Below are 19,641 nucleotides of genomic sequence, written 5' to 3'. Positions count from 1 at the left end.
GGCCCTTATAGGTGGGGCTACACACGTCATACAATGGCTGGTACAAAGGGTTGCCAACCCGCGAGGGGGAGCTAATCCCATAAAGCCAGTCGTAGTCCGGATCGCAGTCTGCAACTCGACTGCGTGAAGTCGGAATCGCTAGTAATCGTGGATCAGAATGTCACGGTGAATACGTTCCCGGGTCTTGTACACACCGCCCGTCACACCATGGGAGCGGGTTCTGCCAGAAGTAGTTAGCCTAACCGCAAGGAGGGCGATTACCACGGCAGGGTTCGTGACTGGGGTGAAGTCGTAACAAGGTAGCCGTATCGGAAGGTGCGGCTGGATCACCTCCTTTCTGGAAAACTGCAATTCAATTTGAACGCCCACACTTATCGGTTGTTGGAAGAAGTCGCTGCAAAGCGGCGGGTGCGATAAGTGCCTGTCGACGGCAGTGGCCGGCTTGGGTCTGTAGCTCAGTTGGTTAGAGCACCGTCTTGATAAGGCGGGGGTCGGTGGTTCGAGACCACCCAGACCCACCAAGTGCTGCAGTCCAGGGGCGACACGACAATGCGATTCCTGGGGGATTAGCTCAGCTGGGAGAGCACCTGCTTTGCAAGCAGGGGGTCGTCGGTTCGATCCCGTCATCCTCCACCAACCAACACGATGCGCCCGCAAGGGCGGTGAATCAACACCAAAGCAGCTTTGCAAAAGGCTGCTTTGATGTTGATCGATATCAATCGATCAATCGGCTGTTCTTTAAAAATTCATAGAGTCGAATCAGCGTTGCTGATGGAAACTGCACATTCGTAAAGGTTTAGTGCAGACCGTGCCATCAGCAACAAGAATTTTTGATTGCGTCAAAACGAATATTCAAACTAGCTTTGAAATTCAAAAGTAATACGATGAAGGCTCGAAAGAGCCGTAGTTGATTACGGCATAACGCGCCGGGTGAAAGACCTGGCAAGTCCTTGAAAGAAAATGGAGATGTTTCGTTAAGAGACGTCAAAGTTATAGGGTCAAGTGACTAAGAGCATGTGGTGGATGCCTTGGCGATGATAGGCGACGAAAGACGTGATAGCCTGCGATAAGCTTCGGGGAGCTGGCAAATAAGCTTTGATCCGGAGATTTCTGAATGGGGAAACCCACCCTTCGGGGTATCGCAACCTGAATACATAGGGTTGCGAGGCGAACCGGGTGAACTGAAACATCTCAGTAGCTCGAGGAAAAGACATCAACCGAGATTCCGAAAGTAGTGGCGAGCGAAATCGGACAAGCCTTGCAGTGATAGCACGACGGTTAGCAAAATGGGATGGAAAGCCCGGCCATAGCAGGTGATAGCCCTGTATGCGAAAACCGACATGTGGTACTAGGCTGCAGACAAGTAGGGCGGGACACGAGAAATCCTGTCTGAATATGGGGGGACCATCCTCCAAGGCTAAATACTCATCATCGACCGATAGTGAACCAGTACCGTGAGGGAAAGGCGAAAAGAACCCCGGGAGGGGAGTGAAATAGATCCTGAAACCGCATGCTTACAAAAAGTAGGAGCCTCGCAAGGGGTGACTGCGTACCTTTTGTATAATGGGTCAGCGACTTACATTCAGTGGCAAGGTTAACCGAATAGGGAAGCCGTAGAGAAATCGAGTCCGAATAGGGCGAACATAGTCGCTGGGTGTAGACCCGAAACCAAGTGATCTATCCATGGCCAGGATGAAGGTGCCGTAACAGGTACTGGAGGTCCGAACCCACTAGTGTTGCAAAACTAGGGGATGAGCTGTGGATAGGGGCGAAAGGCTAAACAAACTTGGAAATAGCTGGTTCTCTCCGAAAACTATTTAGGTAGTGCCTCAAGTATTACCGTCGGGGGTAGAGCACTGTTTAGGCTAGGGGGTCATGGCGACTTACCAAACCTATGCAAACTCCGAATACCGACGAGTACAGCTTGGGAGACAGAGCACCGGGTGCTAACGTCCGGACTCAAGAGGGAAACAACCCAGACCGCCAGCTAAGGTCCCTAAAATTGGCTAAGTGGGAAACGAAGTGGGAAGGCTAAAACAGTCAGGATGTTGGCTTAGAAGCAGCCATCATTTAAAGAAAGCGTAATAGCTCACTGATCGAGTCGTCCTGCGCGGAAGATGTAACGGGGCTAAGCCAGTTACCGAAGCTGCGGATGTGCAATTTATTGCACGTGGTAGGAGAGCGTTCTGTAGGCCTGTGAAGGTGTCTGGTAATGGATGCTGGAGGTATCAGAAGTGCGAATGCTGACATGAGTAGCGTTAAAGGGGGTGAAAAGCCCCCTCGCCGTAAGCGCAAGGTTTTCTACGCAACGTTCATCGGCGTAGAGTGAGTCGGCCCCTAAGGCGAGGCAGAGATGCGTAGCTGATGGGAAACAGGTCAATATTCCTGTACCGATCAATAGTGCGATGTGGGGACGGAGAAGGTTAGCTCAGCCAACTGTTGGATATGTTGGTTCAAGCCTGTAGTCGTGCCCGGTAGGCAAATCCGCCGGGCTAAGATGAGGGGTGATAACGAGTCTGCTTGCAGACGAAGTGAGTGATACCCTGCTTCCAGGAAAAGCCACTAAGCTTCAGCTATTGACGACCGTACCGCAAACCGACACTGGTGCGCGAGATGAGTATTCTAAGGCGCTTGAGAGAACTCTGGAGAAGGAACTCGGCAAATTGATACCGTAACTTCGGGAGAAGGTATGCCCCAAGTAGGTGAACTTGAACAAAGGGAGCCCAAAGGGGTTGCAAAAAATCGGTGGCTGCGACTGTTTAATAAAAACACAGCACTCTGCAAACACGAAAGTGGACGTATAGGGTGTGACGCCTGCCCGGTGCTGGAAGATTAAATGATGGGGTGCAAGCTCTTGATTGAAGTCCCAGTAAACGGCGGCCGTAACTATAACGGTCCTAAGGTAGCGAAATTCCTTGTCGGGTAAGTTCCGACCTGCACGAATGGCGTAACGATGGCCACACTGTCTCCTCCAGAGACTCAGCGAAGTTGAAATGTTTGTGATGATGCAATCTCCCCGCGGAAAGACGGAAAGACCCCATGAACCTTTACTGTAGCTTTGTATTGGACTTTGAACAGATCTGTGTAGGATAGGTGGGAGGCTTTGAAGTGTGGTCGCTAGATCACATGGAGCCAACGTTGAAATACCACCCTGGTGTGTTTGAGGTTCTAACCCAGGTCCCTTATCGGGATCGGGGACAGTGCATGGTAGGCAGTTTGACTGGGGCGGTCTCCTCCCAAAGCGTAACGGAGGAGTTCGAAGGTACGCTAGTTACGGTCGGACATCGTGACGATAGTGCAATGGCATAAGCGTGCTTAACTGCGAGACTGACAAGTCGAGCAGATGCGAAAGCAGGACATAGTGATCCGGTGGTTCTGTATGGAAGGGCCATCGCTCAACGGATAAAAGGTACTCTGGGGATAACAGGCTGATACCGCCCAAGAGTTCATATCGACGGCGGTGTTTGGCACCTCGATGTCGGCTCATCTCATCCTGGGGCTGTAGCCGGTCCCAAGGGTATGGCTGTTCGCCATTTAAAGAGGTACGTGAGCTGGGTTTAAAACGTCGTGAGACAGTTTGGTCCCTATCTTCCGTGGGCGCTGCAGATTTGAGGAAGCCTGCTCCTAGTACGAGAGGACCGGAGTGGACACACCTCTGGTGTATCGGTTGTCACGCCAGTGGCATTGCCGAGTAGCTAAGTGTGGAAGAGATAACCGCTGAAAGCATCTAAGCGGGAAACTCGTTTCAAGATGAGATCTGCCGGGGGCTTGACCCCCCTAAAGAGTCGTTCAAGACCAGGACGTTGATAGGCTGGGTGTGGAAGTGCAGCAATGCATTAAGCTAACCAGTACTAATTGCTCGTGCGGCTTGACCCTATAACTTTGATCAAATCGATCAAGGTCGTTATGCCAAGTTGACGCAGTCAAATAAAACAAGCTGATTCCAAACTCTATGAATTCGCCCGGTTGATCCAAAGATCAGCCAGGCACCCAGTTATGCCTGATGACCATAGCAAGTCGGTCCCACTCCTTCCCATCCCGAACAGGACAGTGAAACGACTTCGCGCCGATGATAGTGCGGGTTCCCGTGTGAAAGTAGGTCATCGTCAGGCTCTTACAGCCCAGTCGCGCCCCCCTCAGCAATGAGGGGGGCGTTTCTGCTTTGGGGCGCGAAAGATCGCAGAAAGCTCGGATGGATGGTCGGCGCATGGCAGGTTAAGATTGACGTGAACGTTAACGTCATTTGTTGTCATCGCATGGCAAAAACGGACAGGCATGCCGTCTGTCATCTGTGCGAGCCGACCCTGGCTGCACCCTCCACCATGGCACACACCTACACCATCAGCGACCTTGCCAAAGAGTTCGACCTCACCACCCGCGCCATGCGGTTTTACGAGGACATGGGATTGCTGCTGCCCGAGCGCACGGGGCCTGGGGGGCGCAATCGACTCTACAGCGCCCGCGACCGCACGCGCCTCAAGCTGACCTTGCGAGCCAAGCGCCTCGGTCTCTCACTCACCGAGGCCAAGGAAATCATTGACCTGTACGACAGCCCGCGCGACACCGGGGTGCAGTTGCGCAAATTCCTGCTCGTGCTGGCCGACCACCGGCGCCAGCTGGAGGAGCAGATGGCGGATTTGGAGGCAAATCTGGACGAGGTCCGCGAGCATGAAAAGGAAGCGCGCGCCTTGTTGCTCAAGACTGAAAAAATGGATGATAATTGACGTTTACGTAAACGTCATATCTATTCCATATCGACGCCCATGTCCCCGTTCGAGCCCCGCAACAGCCATTACGCTCAGCGCGTGCACGAGAGTTTTTCTTGCCAAGGTGCCATGCAGACACTGGGTGCGCGCTTGGACCATGTCGCGCCCGGTGCCGTCGACATCGCGCTCGACTGGAGCCCGACACTGACGCAGCAGCACGGCTTCCTGCATGCCGGCATGCTGTCTGCCGCGCTCGATTCGGCGTGTGGTTATGCCGCCTTCACCCTGATGGCGCCCGAAGCCGAGGTGCTGACCATCGAATTCAAGATCAACCTGCTGGCCCCTGCACAGGGCGAGCGCTTTCGCATGGAAGGGCGCGTGCTCAGACCGGGACGCACCATCACCGTGTGCGAGGGCAGGGCCTACGCACTCAGCACCGGAGCAGAGAAACTGGTGGCCACCATGGCGTGCACACTCATGGCCGTGGCTGGTCGCGAAGGCGTGCGGGACTGACTTTGCCTTTCTTCCTTACCCTTCAGGAGACGTTCATGAGCATGCCCGCCAATCTTCCCGGCCTGAATTTCCAACTGGGCGACGACATCGACGCGTTGCGCGACGCCGTGCGCGATTTTGCGCAGGCCGAGATCGCTCCGCGTGCTGCGGAAGTCGACCACAGTGACCAGTTTCCCATGGACCTGTGGCGCAAGATGGGTGACCTGGGCGTGCTGGGCATCACCGTGCCCGAGCCGTATGGCGGGGCGTCCATGGGCTACTTGGCCCACATGGTGGCCATGGAAGAGATCTCGCGCGCCAGCGCTTCGGTGGGCTTGAGCTACGGTGCGCACAGCAACCTGTGCGTCAACCAGATCAACCGCAACGGCAGCGAGACGCAAAAGCGGAAATACCTGCCCAAGCTCATCAGCGGCGAACATGTGGGCGCCTTGGCCATGAGCGAGCCCGGTGCCGGTTCCGACGTCATCAGCATGAAGCTCAAGGCCGAGGACAAGGGGGGCTACTACCTGCTCAACGGCAGCAAGATGTGGATCACCAACGGCCCCGACGCTGACACGCTGGTGGTCTATGCGAAAACCGAGCCCGAATTGGGCGCCCGTGGCATCACGGCCTTTTTGATTGAAAAAGGCATGCCGGGCTTCAGCGTGGCGCAGAAGCTCGACAAGCTGGGCATGCGCGGCAGCCACACGGGCGAGCTGGTGTTCCAGAACGTCGAAGTGCCGGCGGACCATGTGCTCGGCGGCGTGAACATGGGCGCCAAGGTGCTGATGAGCGGGCTCGACTACGAGCGCGCCGTGCTCACCGGTGGACCGTTGGGCATCATGCAGAGCGTGATGGACAACGTGGTTCCCTACATCCACGACCGCAAACAGTTTGGTCAGAGCATCGGCGAATTCCAGCTGATCCAGGGCAAGGTCGCCGACATGTACACCGTGCTGCAGGCCGGCCGCTCGTTTGCCTACACCGTCGCCAAGAACCTCGACATGGTGGGCAGCGACCACGTGCGCCAGGTGCGCAAGGACTGCGCCAGCGTGATTCTGTGGACCGCAGAGAAGGCCACCTGGATGGCTGGCGAGGGCGTGCAGATCTTTGGCGGCAATGGCTACATCAACGAATACCCGCTGGGGCGCCTGTGGCGCGACGCCAAGCTCTACGAAATCGGCGCCGGCACCAGCGAAATCCGCCGCATGCTGATCGGTCGCGAGCTGTTTGCCGAGACCTGTTGAGCCCCCCTGACCCGTTCCATTGAAGAAAGCATCCCGATGCCGACCACCTCCATCGAAGAATTGTTTGTGCACAACCGCGCCTGGGCGGCGCAAATGGAGAAAGACCGTCCGGGCTTCTTCACCGGGCTGATGGCCCAGCAAAAGCCGCGCTACATGTGGATCGGCTGCTCCGACAGCCGCGTGCCGGCCAACCAGATCACGGGCCTGGAACCCGGTGAGATTTTTGTGCACCGCAATGTCGCCAATGTGGTGGTGCCGACCGATCTCAACTGCCTCTCCACCATCCAGTACGCTGTGGACCAGCTGCACGTCCAACACCTGATGGTCGTGGGCCACTACGGTTGCGGCGGCGTGCTGGCCGCACTGGAGGACCGCCGTGTGGGCCTGGCCGACAACTGGATCCGCCACGTCAAGGATGTGCGCGACAAACACCTCGAACTGATCGACGCGGTCGCGCCCGAGTGGCGCCACGACGTGCTCTGCGAGCTCAACGCCATCGAGCAGGTCCTCAACATCGCACACACCACGGTGCTGCAGGATGCCTGGGCGCGGGGTGAAAAAATCACCTTGCATGGATGGTGCTATGGCCTCAAGGATGGGCTCATCAACAACCTGCACATTTCCGTCGATGGCAACGACGGGCTGGAGTCGCGCTATGCCGCCGCGGTGGCCGGTGTGGCCGCCGCACGCCGTTAAGGCCGCGCACGTGTGTGCGGCGCGGGCCTGAGCGGCCTGCCACCCGTCGGATGAACCGGAGAGTGCCGACCATGTTCCCCCAACGCCTCGACTCGCCGCAAGCCTACGACATCGCCAAGGCAATGATGGACGGTTTTAACCGCCATTACCGGCTGTTCCGCACCGAATCGGCGCGCGCCAAGCACCGATTCGAGACGGCCGACTGGCACGGTCAGCAGCGCGCGCAGCGCGAGCGCATCGAGTTCTATGACCTGCGCGTCAAGGAATGTGTGCGCCGGCTGGAGAAGGAATTCCAGGCCGGCAGCGTGCCCATGGACGTGTGGCACCAGATCAAGCTGCACTACATCGGCCTGCTGGTCGATCACCGCCAGCCCGAGTTGGCCGAGACCTTTTTCAACTCGGTGACGACCAAGATCCTGCACCGCACGCACTTTCACAACGACTTCATCTTCGTGCGCCCGGCCATCAGCACCGAGTACATCGACAACGACGCGCGCGAGCAGCGCCCGACCTACTGGGCTTACTACCCATCGCCATCGCGCGAGAACCTGCGCGAGACGCTCACGCTCATTGTCGAGAACTTCCGCGTTCAGCGCCCGTTTGCCGACCTGCAAGGCGACATCGAACAGGTGCTGAGCGCGCTGCGCGGACACCTGCAACACAGCAAGCTGCGCGCCAACTTCCAGATCCAGGTGCTGTCGAGCCTGTTCTACCGCAACAAGGGCGCCTACCTTGTCGGCAAGGTCATCAACGGTTTCCACGAGGTGCCGTTTGCGTTGCCCATCCTGCACAACGACGCCGGCCTGCTCACCATCGACGCCGCGCTGTTCGGCGAGGACGACCTGCAGATGCTGTTTTCCTTCGCGCGGGCCTATTTCATGGTGGACATGGAAATCCCGAGTGCCTACGTGCAGTTCCTGCGCAGCCTCATGCCGCGCAAGCCGCGCGCCGAACTGTACAACGCGCTCGGCCTGGCCAAGCAGGGCAAGACGCTGTTCTACCGCGACTTCCTCTACCACCTCAAGCATTCGAGCGACAAGTTCCGCATCGCGCCCGGCATCAAGGGCATGGTCATGCTGGTGTTCGACCTGCCGAGCTTTCCCTATGTGTTCAAGCTCATCAAGGACTATTACCCCCCGCAGAAAGACACGACGCGCGAGCAGATCAAGGCCAAGTACCTGCTGGTCAAGCAACACGACCGCGTGGGCCGCATGGCCGATACGCTCGAATACAGCCTGGTGGCCTTTCCGCGCGACCGCTTCGAAGACGCGCTGATCGCCGAGATCCAGCAGTTCGCGCCCAGCCAGCTCGAGATCAGCGACCGCGACGGTGACGGCCGGCAGGAAGTCATCATCTCGCACCTCTACATCGAGCGGCGCATGGTCCCGCTCAACATGTACCTGCAGGAGTCGTTCGATGCCGGCCCGAACGATGCGCGCGCGCGCCAGCAGATGGAGCGCAGCGTGATCGACTACGGCAACGCGATCAAGGACCTCGTGGCGGCCAACATCTTCCCCGGCGACATGCTGTGGAAGAACTTCGGCGTCACGCGCAACGGCAAGGTGGTGTTCTACGACTACGACGAGATCGAGTACCTGACCGACTGCCAGTTCCGCCGCGTGCCCGCGCCGCGCAACGAGGAGGAAGAGATGAGCGGCGAGGTCTGGTACACGGTCGGCCCGCGCGACGTGTTCCCCGAAACCTTCGCCCCCTTCCTGCTCGGCAACGACGCCGTGCGCGCCGTGTTCATGGCGCACCATGCCGACCTGCTGGGCGCAGAATTCTGGCAGTCGCACAAGGAGCGCATCCTGGCGGGCCATGTGTACGACGTCTTTCCCTACGACACGCAGCGCCGTTTTGCGCACGCCAAGGCCTGAAACCGTTCTTTTTTCCCATTGCACAGGAGACTTTCATGACCGCACCCCTCGCAGATCCCATCGTCATCGTCGGCGCCGCGCGCACGCCCATGGGCGCCTTCCAGGGTGACTTTGCCGGCCTGGCCGCGCACGACCTCGGCGGCGCAGCGATCGCCGCCGCCGTCGAGCGCGCCGGCATTGCGCCGTCCGCCGTGGGCGAGGTGCTGTTCGGCAACTGCCTGATGGCCGGACAGGGCCAGGCGCCCGCGCGCCAGGCGGCGTTCAAGGGCGGACTGCCCAAGGAAACGGGCGCCGTGACGCTGTCCAAGATGTGCGGCTCGGGCATGAAGGCTGCCATGCTGGCGCACGACATGCTGCTGGCCGGCACGCACGACGTGGTGGTCGCGGGCGGCATGGAGAGCATGACCAACGCCCCCTACCTGCTGCAGAAAGGCCGCGGCGGCTACCGCTTGGGCCACGACCGCATCTTCGACCACATGATGCTCGACGGCCTCGAAGACGCCTACGAGCCCGGACGCTCCATGGGCACGTTCGGCGAGGACTGCGCCGCCAAATACGGCTTCACGCGCGCGCAGCAGGACGCATTCGCCACCGCCAGCGTGCAGCGCGCCCAGGCGGCCACCACCTCGGGCGCTTTCGCGGCCGAGATTACGCCCGTCACGGTCAAGACGCGCGCCGGCGAGACCGTGGTGTCCATCGACGAAGGACCGGGCAAGGCCCGCCTCGACAAGATCCCCACGCTCAAGCCCGCGTTCAAGAAGGACGGCACCATCACCGCCGCATCGAGCTCCAGCATCAACGACGGCGCCGCCGCGCTGGTGCTGATGCGCGCGTCCACCGCGCAACAGCTCGGCTGCAAGCCACTGGCGCGCATCGCCAGCCACGCCACGCACGCCCACGAGCCCGAATGGTTCGCCACGGCGCCGCTCGGCGCCACGCAGAAGGCGCTGGCCAAGGCCGGCTGGGCCGTGGGCGATGTGGACCTGTGGGAGATCAACGAGGCTTTTGCCGTCGTGCCGATGGCGCTGATGCACGAGCTGAACCTGCCGCACGACAAGGTCAACGTCCACGGCGGCGCCTGCGCATTGGGCCACCCCATCGGTGCCAGCGGCGCGCGCATCCTGGTCACGCTGCTGCATGCCTTGCAGGCCCGGGGCCTCCAAAAGGGTCTGGCGACGCTGTGCATCGGCGGCGGCGAAGCCACGGCCATGGCGGTCGAGCTGGTCTGAGCGGCGTGCACGCCGCGCCATGATCTCGACGGCCGAACAACTGCGCGCGCTGTATGCCGCACCCGGCGAGCGCGCGCTGCGCAAGCAGCAGGCACAGCTCGACGTGCACTGCCAGCGCTTCATTGCGCTCTCGCCTTTCTGTGTGCTGTCCACAGGCGGCACTGCGGGCACGTTCATGGACGCGTCGCCGCGCGGTGGGCCGCCGGGCTTTGTGCACGTGGCCGACGCGCACACCGTGTTGCTGCCCGATGCGGGCGGCAACAACCGGCTCGACACGCTGGGCAACCTGCTCCAGGACCCGCGCATCGGCCTGTTGTTCCTGGTGCCAGGCGTGGACGAAAGCCTGCGCATCAATGGCACGGCGCGGCTGCGCGACGAGCCCGAATTCACCGGGCGTTTCAGTGCCGAGCGCCAGCGCCCCAAGCTGGTGATCGAGGTGCAGGTGGCCGAGGCCTACCTGCACTGCGCCAAGGCGCTGATGCGCTCGCGCCTGTGGCAGGTCGGTGCGCAGGTTGAGCGCAGCGCCTTGCCGACCATGAATGAAATGGTCCACGACCAGATCCAGGCCGGCCCGGTGCAGGAGTCGCAAGATGCCATGGTGCAGCGTTACGCTCGGCAGATTGCCGACGAGCTGGCGCCATTGGCGGGCTGACGCAGATCGATTGCTTTCAATTTCATAGCTGCTTGCACATGCTGTACAAGGGCTGGAGGCCTATTTCATGTCAAACGTCCTGATCATTGGCGCCTCGCGCGGACTCGGTCTGGAGTTCGCGCGCCAGTATGTGGCGGCGGGCGACCGCGTGCTGGCCAGTGCGCGCGACGCCGCCGGGCGCGGGCGCCTGCAGGCGCTGGGCGTGGAGAACGTGCTGACCGTGGACGTGGCCGATCCCGCCAGCGTCAGCGGCCTGGCCTGGATGCTGGACGGCGAAAAAATCGACACCGCGGTCTATGTGGCGGGCGTGATGGAGCGCGGCAATGCGCTGTCTCCGCCCACGCGCGAGCAGTTCGACCGCGTCATGCACACCAACGTGCTGGGCGCCATGCAGGCCATCCCGCAGGTCGCGCCGCTGGTCGAGGCGGCGCAAGGGAGGTTTGCCTTCATCAGCAGCGAGCTGGGCCGCATCGGCGGCGTCGAGAGCAGCCACACCTGGCTCTACCGCGTCAGCAAGGCGGCGCTCAACATGGCGGTGGCCAGCGCCCAGCACGACTACCCGCAGGCCACGCTGGTGGCGCTGCACCCCGGCTGGGTGCAGACCGACATGGGCGGCGAACAGGCCCCGCTCACGGCGCCCGAGAGCGTGGCCGCCATGCGCGCCACGCTCGCGCGGCTCACGCCGGCGCACAAGGGCCAGTTCCTGCAGCGCGACGGCACGCCCTGCGCCTCGTGGTGAGGCGCGCCGGCCTGGCACCTTCCGCCCCACAAGACAAAAACACCCGGAGACCACGATGCTGCTGACCCCAGACCAGGAAATGATCCGCGACGCCGTGCGCGACTTTGCGCAGCAAGAGCTGTGGCCGCATGCCGCGCGCTGGGACAAGGAACACCACTTCCCCAAGGAGGCCCACCAAGGCCTGGCGGCGCTGGGCGCCTATGGCATCTGCGTGCCCGAGGAGTTCGGTGGTGCCCAGCTCGACTACCTGTCGCTCGCGCTGGTGCTCGAAGAGATCGCGGCCGGCGACGGCGGCACCAGCACTGCCATCTCGGTGACCAACTGCCCCGTCAACGCCATCCTGATGCGCTATGGCAACGCCCAGCAAAAGCGCGACTGGCTCACGCCGCTGGCGCAGGGCCAGATGCTCGGCGCGTTCTGCCTGACCGAGCCCCATGTGGGCTCCGACGCTTCGGCACTCCGGACGACTGCCGTGAAGCAGGGCGATGGCTATGTGATCCATGGCGTCAAGCAGTTCATCACCAGCGGCCAGAACGGCCAGGTCGCCATCGTCATCGCGGTGACCGACAAGGGCGCGGGCAAAAAGGGTATGAGCGCCTTCCTGGTGCCGACGAACGCGCCGGGTTACGCCGTGGCGCGCCTCGAAGACAAGCTGGGCCAGCACAGCAGCGACACCGCGCAGATCAACTTCGACCACTGCCGCATCCCGGCCGAGAACCTGATCGGCGCCGAGGGCGAGGGCTACAAGATCGCGCTCGGTGCTTTGGAAGGCGGGCGCATCGGCATCGCCGCGCAAAGCGTGGGCATGGCGCGCAGCGCCTTCGAGGCGGCGCTGGCGTATTCGAAAGAGCGCGAGAGCTTTGGCCAGCCCATCTTCCAGCACCAGGCCGTGGGCTTTCGCCTGGCCGACTGCGCCACGCAGATCGAGGCCGCACGCCAGCTCATCTGGCACGCCGCCGCGCTGCGCGACGCCGGCCGGCCCTGTCTGAAGGAAGCCGCCATGGCCAAGCTGTTCGCCAGCGAGATGGCGGAAAAGGTCTGCAGCGCCGCCATCCAGACCCTCGGCGGCTACGGCGTGGTGAGCGACTTCCCGGTCGAGCGCATCTACCGCGACGTGCGCGTGTGCCAGATCTACGAGGGCACGAGCGACGTGCAGAAAATCCTCATCCAGCGTGCGCTCGCGTGAACTTGACACGCTGGCCGTGCGATCCGGCAACGGTTTGCGCCCCTCCTTGATCTGCTTGGGGCGCAGGCCGTATTTTGGCGCCAACTCGGCCTGCGTTTATCACCACACACGACTTCAAGCGCCACTGGCGCCGTGATGGCGGCGGGTCTTCCGCCCATTTCTTATTCCGGTCTCGGAGGCCATCTTCCGCCCTGTTCAGGCGAAGAATGCGCTTCGCGATCTGTTCGATGTGCGGGAGCATCCACGAGGATTGCTATAGCATCCTGGGGCGCTATGGGCACGCATTGCATGTGTGCACGGTCACCGGCCTTCGCACCGGACCGAGATTGACCATCCATGGCGCGGATAACAACTATTCATCTGGAGATGTTTCAATTTATGCATATCGCAGCACGTTTTTCATCGCTGGCGCTCGCCCTGGGCGCAGCCTTTGCCGGTTCTTCCACCATGGCGCAGACCTCCAGCCATGCGGCCGACATTGAGCGCATTCTGGCCAGCCCGGCATTCAAAACGGCTGCGGCCACAATCGACAAGGAGCATGGTCGCATAGTGGAAGACGGCGTCAAGTTCACCGAAATTCCTGCGCCGCCGTTCAAGGAAGAAGCCCGCGCCAAGGAGTTTGCCAAGATGCTCAAGGCGGCCGGCCTGCCCGATGTGAAGATCGATGAAGAAGGCAATGTGACCGGGCTGCGCAAGGGCACACGCAGCGACGGCAAGGTGGTCGTGGTGTCGGCGCACTTGGACACGGTGTTCCCTGCCGGTACCGATGTGCAAGTCAAGCGCCAGGGTACGAAGCTGTACGCTCCCGGTATAGGTGATGACACCATGAGCCTGGCCGTGTTGCTGGGTTTTGTGCGGGCCATGGAGGCTGGCAACATCAAAACGCGCGATGACATCCTGTTTGTCGGCACGGTCGGTGAAGAAGGGCCGGGCGATCTGCGTGGTGTGCGCCACCTGTTCACCAAGGGTGAATACAAGGACAAGATCAAGAGCTTCTTTTCTCTGGAGTCTGGAAGCGTCAGCCAGATCACCAATGGCGGAGTGGGCTCCAAGCGTTACCGCGTGACCTTCAGCGGTCCTGGGGGCCACAGCTTCGGCGCGTTTGGTCTGGTGAACCCCATGTTCGCGCTGGGCCAGGCGGCCAATGAGTTTTCACGCATCCAGGTTCCGGCCACGCCCAAGACCACCTACAGCATTGGCGTGATCGGTGGTGGCACCTCGGTGAACTCGATTCCGCTGAGTGGCTGGATGGACGTGGACATGCGTTCGGAGTCGGTCACCGAACTCAAGCGTGTCGAAGACCGTCTGCTCAAACTGGTGCAGGATGCCGCCGATGGCGAGAACTTTGCACGCTCTACCAAGGAAGGCAAGATCAAGGCCGAGGCCAAGCTGATCGGCGACCGCCCGGCCGGAAACACCGATGCAAAATCCGATCTGGTGCAGACCGCCAAGGCGGCGATCGAGGCCGGCGGCTACAAGGTCGATTACCGGTGGAGTTCGACCGATTCGAACCTGCCCATGAGCCTGGGCATCCCTGCGATCACCATCGGCCGCGCGGCACCGGACAAGGGCGGTCGTGCGCATTCGCTCGACGAGTGGATCGACGTCGAAAAAGAACCCATGGTCAAGGCCATGGCAACCAGCCTGAGCATTGTGCTGGCAACCACAGGTATGGAGTAAACGATGGGCCACAGAGTGCAGGGGGACCGGTTCATGTATCGCCGCGAGTTCGCGGTTTCTCTTGCTCTGTGCTCCGCGGCGCCTGCCGTGTGGGCTGCGCCGCCGCGGATTCGGATGTTTGAGTTGTACCAGGACGATTTGGGGTTTTCGGATACCGCCAAGCAGCTCAACGGCAAGACCGTCAGCATCCAGGGTTTCATGGCGCCGCACCTGAAAGTCGAGTCGGATTTTTTCGTGTTGTCGAACACACCGGTGGAAACCTGCCCGTTTTGTGCGTCCGAGGACGAGTGGATCAACACCATTATTTTTGTGCGCATGAAAAAACGCCAGGAAGCGGTCAAGCCCGGCGACCTGATCCAGGTTCTGGGCCGCTTGGAGATCGGGCCGCAGACAGATGCCGCGACTGGTTTTGTCAGCCGGGTCCGGCTGGTCGATGCCAGCTTCCAGCGCTTATGAGTCCGGACCGTTTGCACGGCGGGCTGGAGGCGCGCTCGGTTGGCGCTGTCTTTTTCGACGCCAGCGGTGCCAGCATCCAGGCGCTGCACAAGGTCAGCGCCCAATTTTTATCCGGCCATCTCACTGCCATTGTTGGCCCTTCGGGCTCTGGCAAAAGCACCCTGCTGCATGCGCTGGCCGGTATCGTGGTGCCCCATCAGGGCGAGGTTCGCTTTGGCGCAACCGTGGTCAGCCAGCTGGGCGAAAGGCAGCGCGATGCGTGGCGCCTGGCGCACTGCGGCATGGTCTTCCAGGACTTTCGCCTGATCGATGAGCTCGATGCCTTGAGCAACACCTTGCTGCCGGCGCAGTTTCAGCGCGCGCGCTTGCCCGAGGTTTTGCGCGAGCGCGCACGGGCCTTGCTTGCACGGTTTGAGGTTCCCTTGCGGGCCGGGCCGGTGGCGCGGCTCTCACGCGGCGAGCAGCAGCGGGTCGCCTTGGCGCGGGCCCTGTTGCTGGACCCACCGATCATTCTGGCCGACGAACCTACGGCCAGCCTCGACCCCGGCAATGGGCAACGGATTGCCGATGAACTCCACGCCATGGCGCGGGCCGGCAAAACCGTGGTGGCGGTCACCCACGATCACAAGCTGTCGGCGCTGGCCGACCAGGTGCTGCGCATGACTGCGGGACAAGTGCTTCTTCCCCAGCCCGCCGACACGGCCTCCATGGTTGCATGATGAATCCCCTGCCCGGCATTCGCGCCGCCCTCACGCGTTACCGTTTCAGCGCCCTGGCTTTTGTGTTGCTGGTTGCGGCGGGCGTCACCCTGTCGGTGGCCATCGTCTCGCAAGAGCGGGCCCTGCGCAGCGGCAGCGCCCGGGCGGCGGACCGCTTCGACATGATTGTGGCGCCGCCCGGCAGCCGTACCGACGCCTTGATGACCGGGGTGTTTCTGCGGCCCGGCTCTGGCCAGTTGCTCAGCGCGCCTCTGACAGTGGCCTTGCTCAACGACAGCCGGGCCGGCTTTGTGTCGCCATTGGCTTTTGGCGACAGCCACCGTGGTGCACCGGTGGTGGGCGTGGTCGCGGCCCTGGTCGAACATTTGTCGGGCGGGCTTGCAGAGGGGCGGCTTTTTGCGACGCGCCATGAGGCCGTGGTGGGCGCTGCGTCGGCACTCCAGGTGGGCGACACCTTCGAGCCGGTGCATGGGGTGCACCACGGCGGAGAAGAACACGGTGGCGACGAGCACCTCAATGCGCACGATGCCACGGTGACCGTGGTCGGGCGCATGAAGCCAACGGGCTCGCCCTGGGACAAGGCCGTGGCGGTGCCGGTCGAACTGGTCTGGTCACTGCACAACTTGCCGATCGGCCACGCGCCGGAGTCCACCCAACTCGGCGTGCCCTTTGACGCGGCCCACACGCCCGGTATTCCTGCGGCCGTGGTGCACACGGGGAACGTGGCCAACGCCTACAAATTGCGGCGCGCGTATACCGACAAGGAGTCCATGGCTTTCTTTCCGGCCGAAGCCCTGGTGCAGCTCTATTCCATCCTGGGCGACATGCGCCAGTTGATGAGCTTGCTGGCCCTGGTGACGCAGGCCTTGGTGCTGTTGTCCATCATCGCCAGCGTGTTCATTTTGTTCCGCCTGCTGATGCCGCAGTTTGTCACTTTGCGCGCGTTGGGGGCACCGCGGCGTTATGTGTTTGCGATGGCCTGGGGCTTTACGGCCCTGCTGGTCGGGCTCGGTGTGGTACTGGGGCTGGCGGGCGGCTACGCGCTGTCGTTTGGCATCAGCACCTGGCTCGCCCACCTGACCGGCGTGGCGTTGCGGCCCACCCTGGGCGGGACCGAGTGGCTGATGGCGCTGGCGATCCTGGCGGTGGGCCTGGTGCTGGCGTCGTTGCCGGCGTGGCACATGCAGCGTGTGTCTTTATCGGCGGCGATGAAGGAATACTGATCCAGGGTCCGCTGAATTCCATCGGCGATGGGGCGGAACAGGTCGGGCGCCGGTGACCTAGCAGGTGCTTCCACCAGGCGGCCAACGGGCGCTCGAGCAATCTTTGCCACCTGGGGGGCGGGATGGTTCCCAGCAAGGTTCGACAGGCTCGCTGCGTCCCCGAAGGGCATGCAGCGGTCCGTGATGGCGCGCTCTAGTGCGCTGGAGCGGGTGCCGGAAACACCGCCTCGCCCAGGTTCAGCATCAACCGGTTCGCCCAGGCGAAGATCGCCACGGCGTGCACCAGGTCGAGCACTTCGAGGTTCGTGAGCCCGGCGGCGCGCACGGCCTGCAGCTGGGCGGCGCCAAAGCCGGCCGGGTTTGCCGTCAGGTCGATCGACAGCTGCACGATGGCGCGCTCGCGCGCATTGGTGCCGGCACCCTGCGGCTCGGCGAACAGCTGGCAGATCACTTCGTTGCGCTTGGTGAGCTGCTCGAAGCGCTGGGCGTGCACCGAGGCGCAGTAGACGCAGCCGTTCACGCGCGAGACCACGGCGCTGGCCAGTTCGCGCTCGGCGCGCGAGAGGCCGCCGGGGGCGTACATGATGGCGTTGAAGACGATGGAGCGCTCTTCGAGGATGCGCGGCTGGTGCGCCAGCACGCGGTAGTAGTCGCTGTCCTTGGCCTTGGGGTGGCTGCTGGCCAGCACGGCCAGCTGCGCGGGCGTGGCCTGGTCGAGGTCCAGCACCGGCAGCCAGGCGGACCAGTCCAGGGTTTCGCTGGTGTAGCCGTTCACGCGCACGGGTTCGCCGGGTTGGGGCAGGTGGGCGGGGTGCACGAACGGCGCTTCCTCCGCGGGGGCAGCGGCCGGCGTGCTGTGCAGGTCATCGCCCAGTTCGACCAGCGCCTGCAGGCCGGCGACCACGCGCAGCTGGTAGGCGACGAAGGCGATCAGCTGCGCCAGCGCCACCACCTCGGGCGTGGCCAGGCCCGCGGCCGGCAGCTTGTGCAGCGCGGCCTGGTCGCCTTCGACGGGGCGCTCGGTCAGCGTGCGCGCGAAGGCCAGGATCGCTTGCAGGCGCGCGTCGCCGGCAGCGGGCTGGCCACCGAGCGCGGCCTGCTGCGCCGGCGTGAGCGGCAGGGCCTGCAGGCGCTCGCGGTAGTGGGCTGCCAGCACCGTGCTGCCCGCCAGGCGGGCGATATGGTGCGCGGCCAGCAGGCGTTCGGCCAGCGACGGGGCACCGCTCAGCGCCGGGTCGAAAATGCTGTCGTAGCTGCCCTGGGTGGCGGCGACAACCTTCGCGCGCTGGTGGCGCACGGCATGCACGGGGCTGCCGTCCGGCAGCGGCACCAGGGCATCGACCACGTCGGTGGCGGCGGGGGATGGGGTCATGACAGGGGCTCCGAAGTGGGATTGAAATATCAGGTGCTTTGGGGCTCTAGCGCAGACTGGGTCTGCACAGCGTGCTCTAAAAAATGGAGCACGCTAGCCCACGAGGCCTCGTCGGCATGGGCGTTGACGGCCGGCGTTCCGCCCGTGGTGCTGAGCCGCCCCGACACCGGGTGGGCATAGACCAGCTGCGTGGTCGGCACATAGGGAAAGACGATGGCGTGCCCGCCGCCTTCGAAGTCGAGCTGCTCGACCGGGTAGGGGTGCTGGACCTGCGCCAGCCGCTCGGCGACCATGCGGCCGTACAGGCTCGACGGCCAGGAGCCGTCGTCGCTCGCGGTCAGCAGCAGCACCGGGCCGCGGATGTTCTCGACGCGGATGCGCGCACGCTCCACGGCCTCGGGGTCTTGCAGGGCGGTCAGCAGCGCGTGGGCGTGGCGGCGCGGCTCGGGGCCTTCGTCCCACGGTGCCCAGCTGGCGGTGCGGTTGTCTTGCCACAGGTGGGGCAGGGGTTGGCCGCGCCAGAGCCAGGCCGGGCCGTTGCGGCTGTCGGGGCCGTTGGCCGGGTTGCAGGCGTTCTGCGCGCTGTGCACCACGGCGCCGGGCACATAGCCGATGACGGCCGAGACCAGTTGCGGGAGCAGCGAGGCGAGCAGCAGCACCAGCTCGCCGCCGCGCGACTGGCCGCTGAGCGCGACGAAGCCGTTCAGAGGCCGCACTTCGCGGTGCAGCCAGTGCAGCGCTGTCTCGAAGATTTCGAGCGGCGTGTCCGAGATGTAGTCGGACAGCCCCGGCGCCTTGAAGTACCCCAGCGCCAGCGCAGCGTAGCCGTGCGAGGCGTAGAGCGCGGCGCGCGGCTCGTTGATGCCGCCGCCCGAGCCGTTGAGCACCAGCACGGCCGGGTGCGGGCCCGACCCGGCGGGCGTGAACAGCGTGCCGACCAGGCCGTCGTCGCGCACCTCGCGCCGGGTCACGCCGGCGCCCTGCAGGCGCTGCACCAGGCGCGCCTGCAGCACGGGCGCGCCGTGGCGCTGCGCGGTCACGCCGGTGGTGAGCGCGGCGGCGGGCTCGGCGGCAAACACCTCGCGCGGCGCGCCAGCCTGATCGGGCGCCTGCGACCACACCAGCCCCATGGCCGACACGCCGCCGTAGCTGCCGGCCAGCGGGGCGTCGCGCTGCAGGTCCACCACGCCGTCGGCGTTGGCGCGGAACGTGGCGTGGGAGCACCACACCACGCCCGGACCGCGCAGCGTGCGCGTGGCCAGCGTGACTTCCTCGCCGGGCGCGAGGCCCTGCACCGCGATGCAGCGCGGCACGTCGATCAGCGCGTCTTCGGGGGTGACGGTCAGGGTGGCGGACGGCATGCGCGC

General features: G+C 63.1%; 15 protein-coding genes, 2 tRNA genes and 3 rRNA genes (1 of these 20 only partly in view). 18 read left to right on the top strand and 2 right to left on the bottom strand.

What is annotated here, in order from left to right:
- The 18 genes from B2J86_RS05235 to B2J86_RS05150 form a co-directional block, all read left to right on the top strand.
- Positions 1 to 337: ribosomal RNA gene (locus tag B2J86_RS05235) — 16S ribosomal RNA — on the top strand; it begins 1,198 nt to the left of the window's first position.
- A gap of 107 nt (positions 338 to 444) precedes the next feature.
- Positions 445 to 521, top strand: a tRNA-Ile gene (locus B2J86_RS05230).
- A gap of 39 nt (positions 522 to 560) precedes the next feature.
- A tRNA-Ala gene (locus B2J86_RS05225) sits at positions 561 to 636 on the top strand.
- 360 nt (positions 637 to 996) lie between these two features.
- Positions 997 to 3,876, top strand: a 23S ribosomal RNA gene (locus tag B2J86_RS05220).
- A gap of 123 nt (positions 3,877 to 3,999) precedes the next feature.
- Positions 4,000 to 4,112: ribosomal RNA gene (rrf, locus tag B2J86_RS05215) — 5S ribosomal RNA — on the top strand.
- The 16S, 23S and 5S rRNA genes sit together here with 2 tRNA genes alongside, the layout of an rRNA operon.
- Positions 4,113 to 4,322: 210 nt before the next feature.
- Positions 4,323 to 4,724, top strand: a complete 402-nt coding sequence (locus tag B2J86_RS05210; protein ID WP_173024880.1) for a MerR family DNA-binding transcriptional regulator — start codon at positions 4,323 to 4,325, stop codon at positions 4,722 to 4,724.
- Between the two features lie 39 nt (positions 4,725 to 4,763).
- Positions 4,764 to 5,219: a PaaI family thioesterase gene (locus tag B2J86_RS05205; RefSeq protein ID WP_169169870.1), complete on the top strand. Its 456-nt coding sequence runs from the start codon at positions 4,764 to 4,766 to the stop codon at positions 5,217 to 5,219.
- 35 nt (positions 5,220 to 5,254) lie between these two features.
- On the top strand, positions 5,255 to 6,445 hold the full coding sequence (locus tag B2J86_RS05200) for an isovaleryl-CoA dehydrogenase (protein WP_169169869.1): 1,191 nt from the start codon (positions 5,255 to 5,257) through the stop codon (positions 6,443 to 6,445).
- Positions 6,446 to 6,481: 36 nt separating this feature from the next.
- Positions 6,482 to 7,141: a carbonate dehydratase gene (gene can, locus B2J86_RS05195; RefSeq protein ID WP_169169868.1), complete on the top strand. Its 660-nt coding sequence runs from the start codon at positions 6,482 to 6,484 to the stop codon at positions 7,139 to 7,141.
- A 71-nt stretch (positions 7,142 to 7,212) separates the two neighbouring features.
- Positions 7,213 to 9,018 carry a bifunctional isocitrate dehydrogenase kinase/phosphatase gene (gene aceK, locus B2J86_RS05190; protein WP_173024879.1) on the top strand — a complete coding sequence of 602 codons (1,806 nt, stop codon included), beginning with the start codon at positions 7,213 to 7,215 and terminating at the stop codon, positions 9,016 to 9,018.
- A gap of 35 nt (positions 9,019 to 9,053) precedes the next feature.
- Positions 9,054 to 10,247, top strand: coding sequence for an acetyl-CoA C-acyltransferase (locus tag B2J86_RS05185; RefSeq protein WP_169634271.1), 1,194 nt, complete (start codon positions 9,054 to 9,056; stop codon positions 10,245 to 10,247).
- Positions 10,248 to 10,266: 19 nt separating this feature from the next.
- Positions 10,267 to 10,899, top strand: coding sequence for a pyridoxamine 5'-phosphate oxidase family protein (locus B2J86_RS05180; protein ID WP_173024878.1), 633 nt, complete (start codon positions 10,267 to 10,269; stop codon positions 10,897 to 10,899).
- A 67-nt stretch (positions 10,900 to 10,966) separates the two neighbouring features.
- Positions 10,967 to 11,638, top strand: a complete 672-nt coding sequence (locus B2J86_RS05175; RefSeq protein ID WP_173024877.1) for an SDR family oxidoreductase — start codon at positions 10,967 to 10,969, stop codon at positions 11,636 to 11,638.
- Between the two features lie 55 nt (positions 11,639 to 11,693).
- Positions 11,694 to 12,824, top strand: coding sequence for an acyl-CoA dehydrogenase family protein (locus B2J86_RS05170; protein ID WP_173024876.1), 1,131 nt, complete (start codon positions 11,694 to 11,696; stop codon positions 12,822 to 12,824).
- Between the two features lie 378 nt (positions 12,825 to 13,202).
- On the top strand, positions 13,203 to 14,504 hold the full coding sequence (locus B2J86_RS05165) for a M20/M25/M40 family metallo-hydrolase (protein ID WP_206041743.1): 1,302 nt from the start codon (positions 13,203 to 13,205) through the stop codon (positions 14,502 to 14,504).
- 3 nt (positions 14,505 to 14,507) lie between these two features.
- Positions 14,508 to 14,960 (top strand): hypothetical protein, encoded by a 453-nt coding sequence (locus B2J86_RS05160; protein ID WP_173024875.1) that lies wholly within the window; start codon positions 14,508 to 14,510, stop codon positions 14,958 to 14,960.
- Positions 14,957 to 15,679 (top strand): ABC transporter ATP-binding protein, encoded by a 723-nt coding sequence (locus B2J86_RS05155; protein ID WP_169169861.1) that lies wholly within the window; start codon positions 14,957 to 14,959, stop codon positions 15,677 to 15,679. The genes B2J86_RS05160 and B2J86_RS05155 overlap by 4 nt, the downstream gene beginning before the upstream one ends.
- Complete coding sequence (locus tag B2J86_RS05150) at positions 15,679 to 16,902, top strand: FtsX-like permease family protein (RefSeq protein WP_216842299.1); 1,224 nt, start codon at positions 15,679 to 15,681, stop codon at positions 16,900 to 16,902. Before B2J86_RS05155 ends, B2J86_RS05150 begins: the two co-directional genes overlap by 1 nt.
- A gap of 193 nt (positions 16,903 to 17,095) precedes the next feature.
- Here the strand turns inward: B2J86_RS05150 and B2J86_RS05145 are convergent, their stop codons facing one another.
- Together B2J86_RS05145 and B2J86_RS05140 are read right to left on the bottom strand one after the other, a co-directional pair.
- Positions 17,096 to 18,274 carry a CMD domain protein gene (locus B2J86_RS05145; protein ID WP_169169859.1) on the bottom strand — a complete coding sequence of 393 codons (1,179 nt, stop codon included), beginning with the start codon at positions 18,272 to 18,274 and terminating at the stop codon, positions 17,096 to 17,098.
- Between the two features lie 29 nt (positions 18,275 to 18,303).
- Complete coding sequence (locus B2J86_RS05140) at positions 18,304 to 19,635, bottom strand: acyl-CoA thioester hydrolase/BAAT C-terminal domain-containing protein (protein ID WP_169169858.1); 1,332 nt, start codon at positions 19,633 to 19,635, stop codon at positions 18,304 to 18,306.
- Positions 19,636 to 19,641: the final 6 nt, after the last annotated feature.

The organism is Acidovorax sp. SRB_14 (assembly GCF_012932145.1).
Classification (GTDB): domain Bacteria; phylum Pseudomonadota; class Gammaproteobacteria; order Burkholderiales; family Burkholderiaceae_C; genus Simplicispira.
Note: the sequence above shows the minus strand (reverse complement) of the source record. Positions and strands in the feature narration are given on the sequence as shown.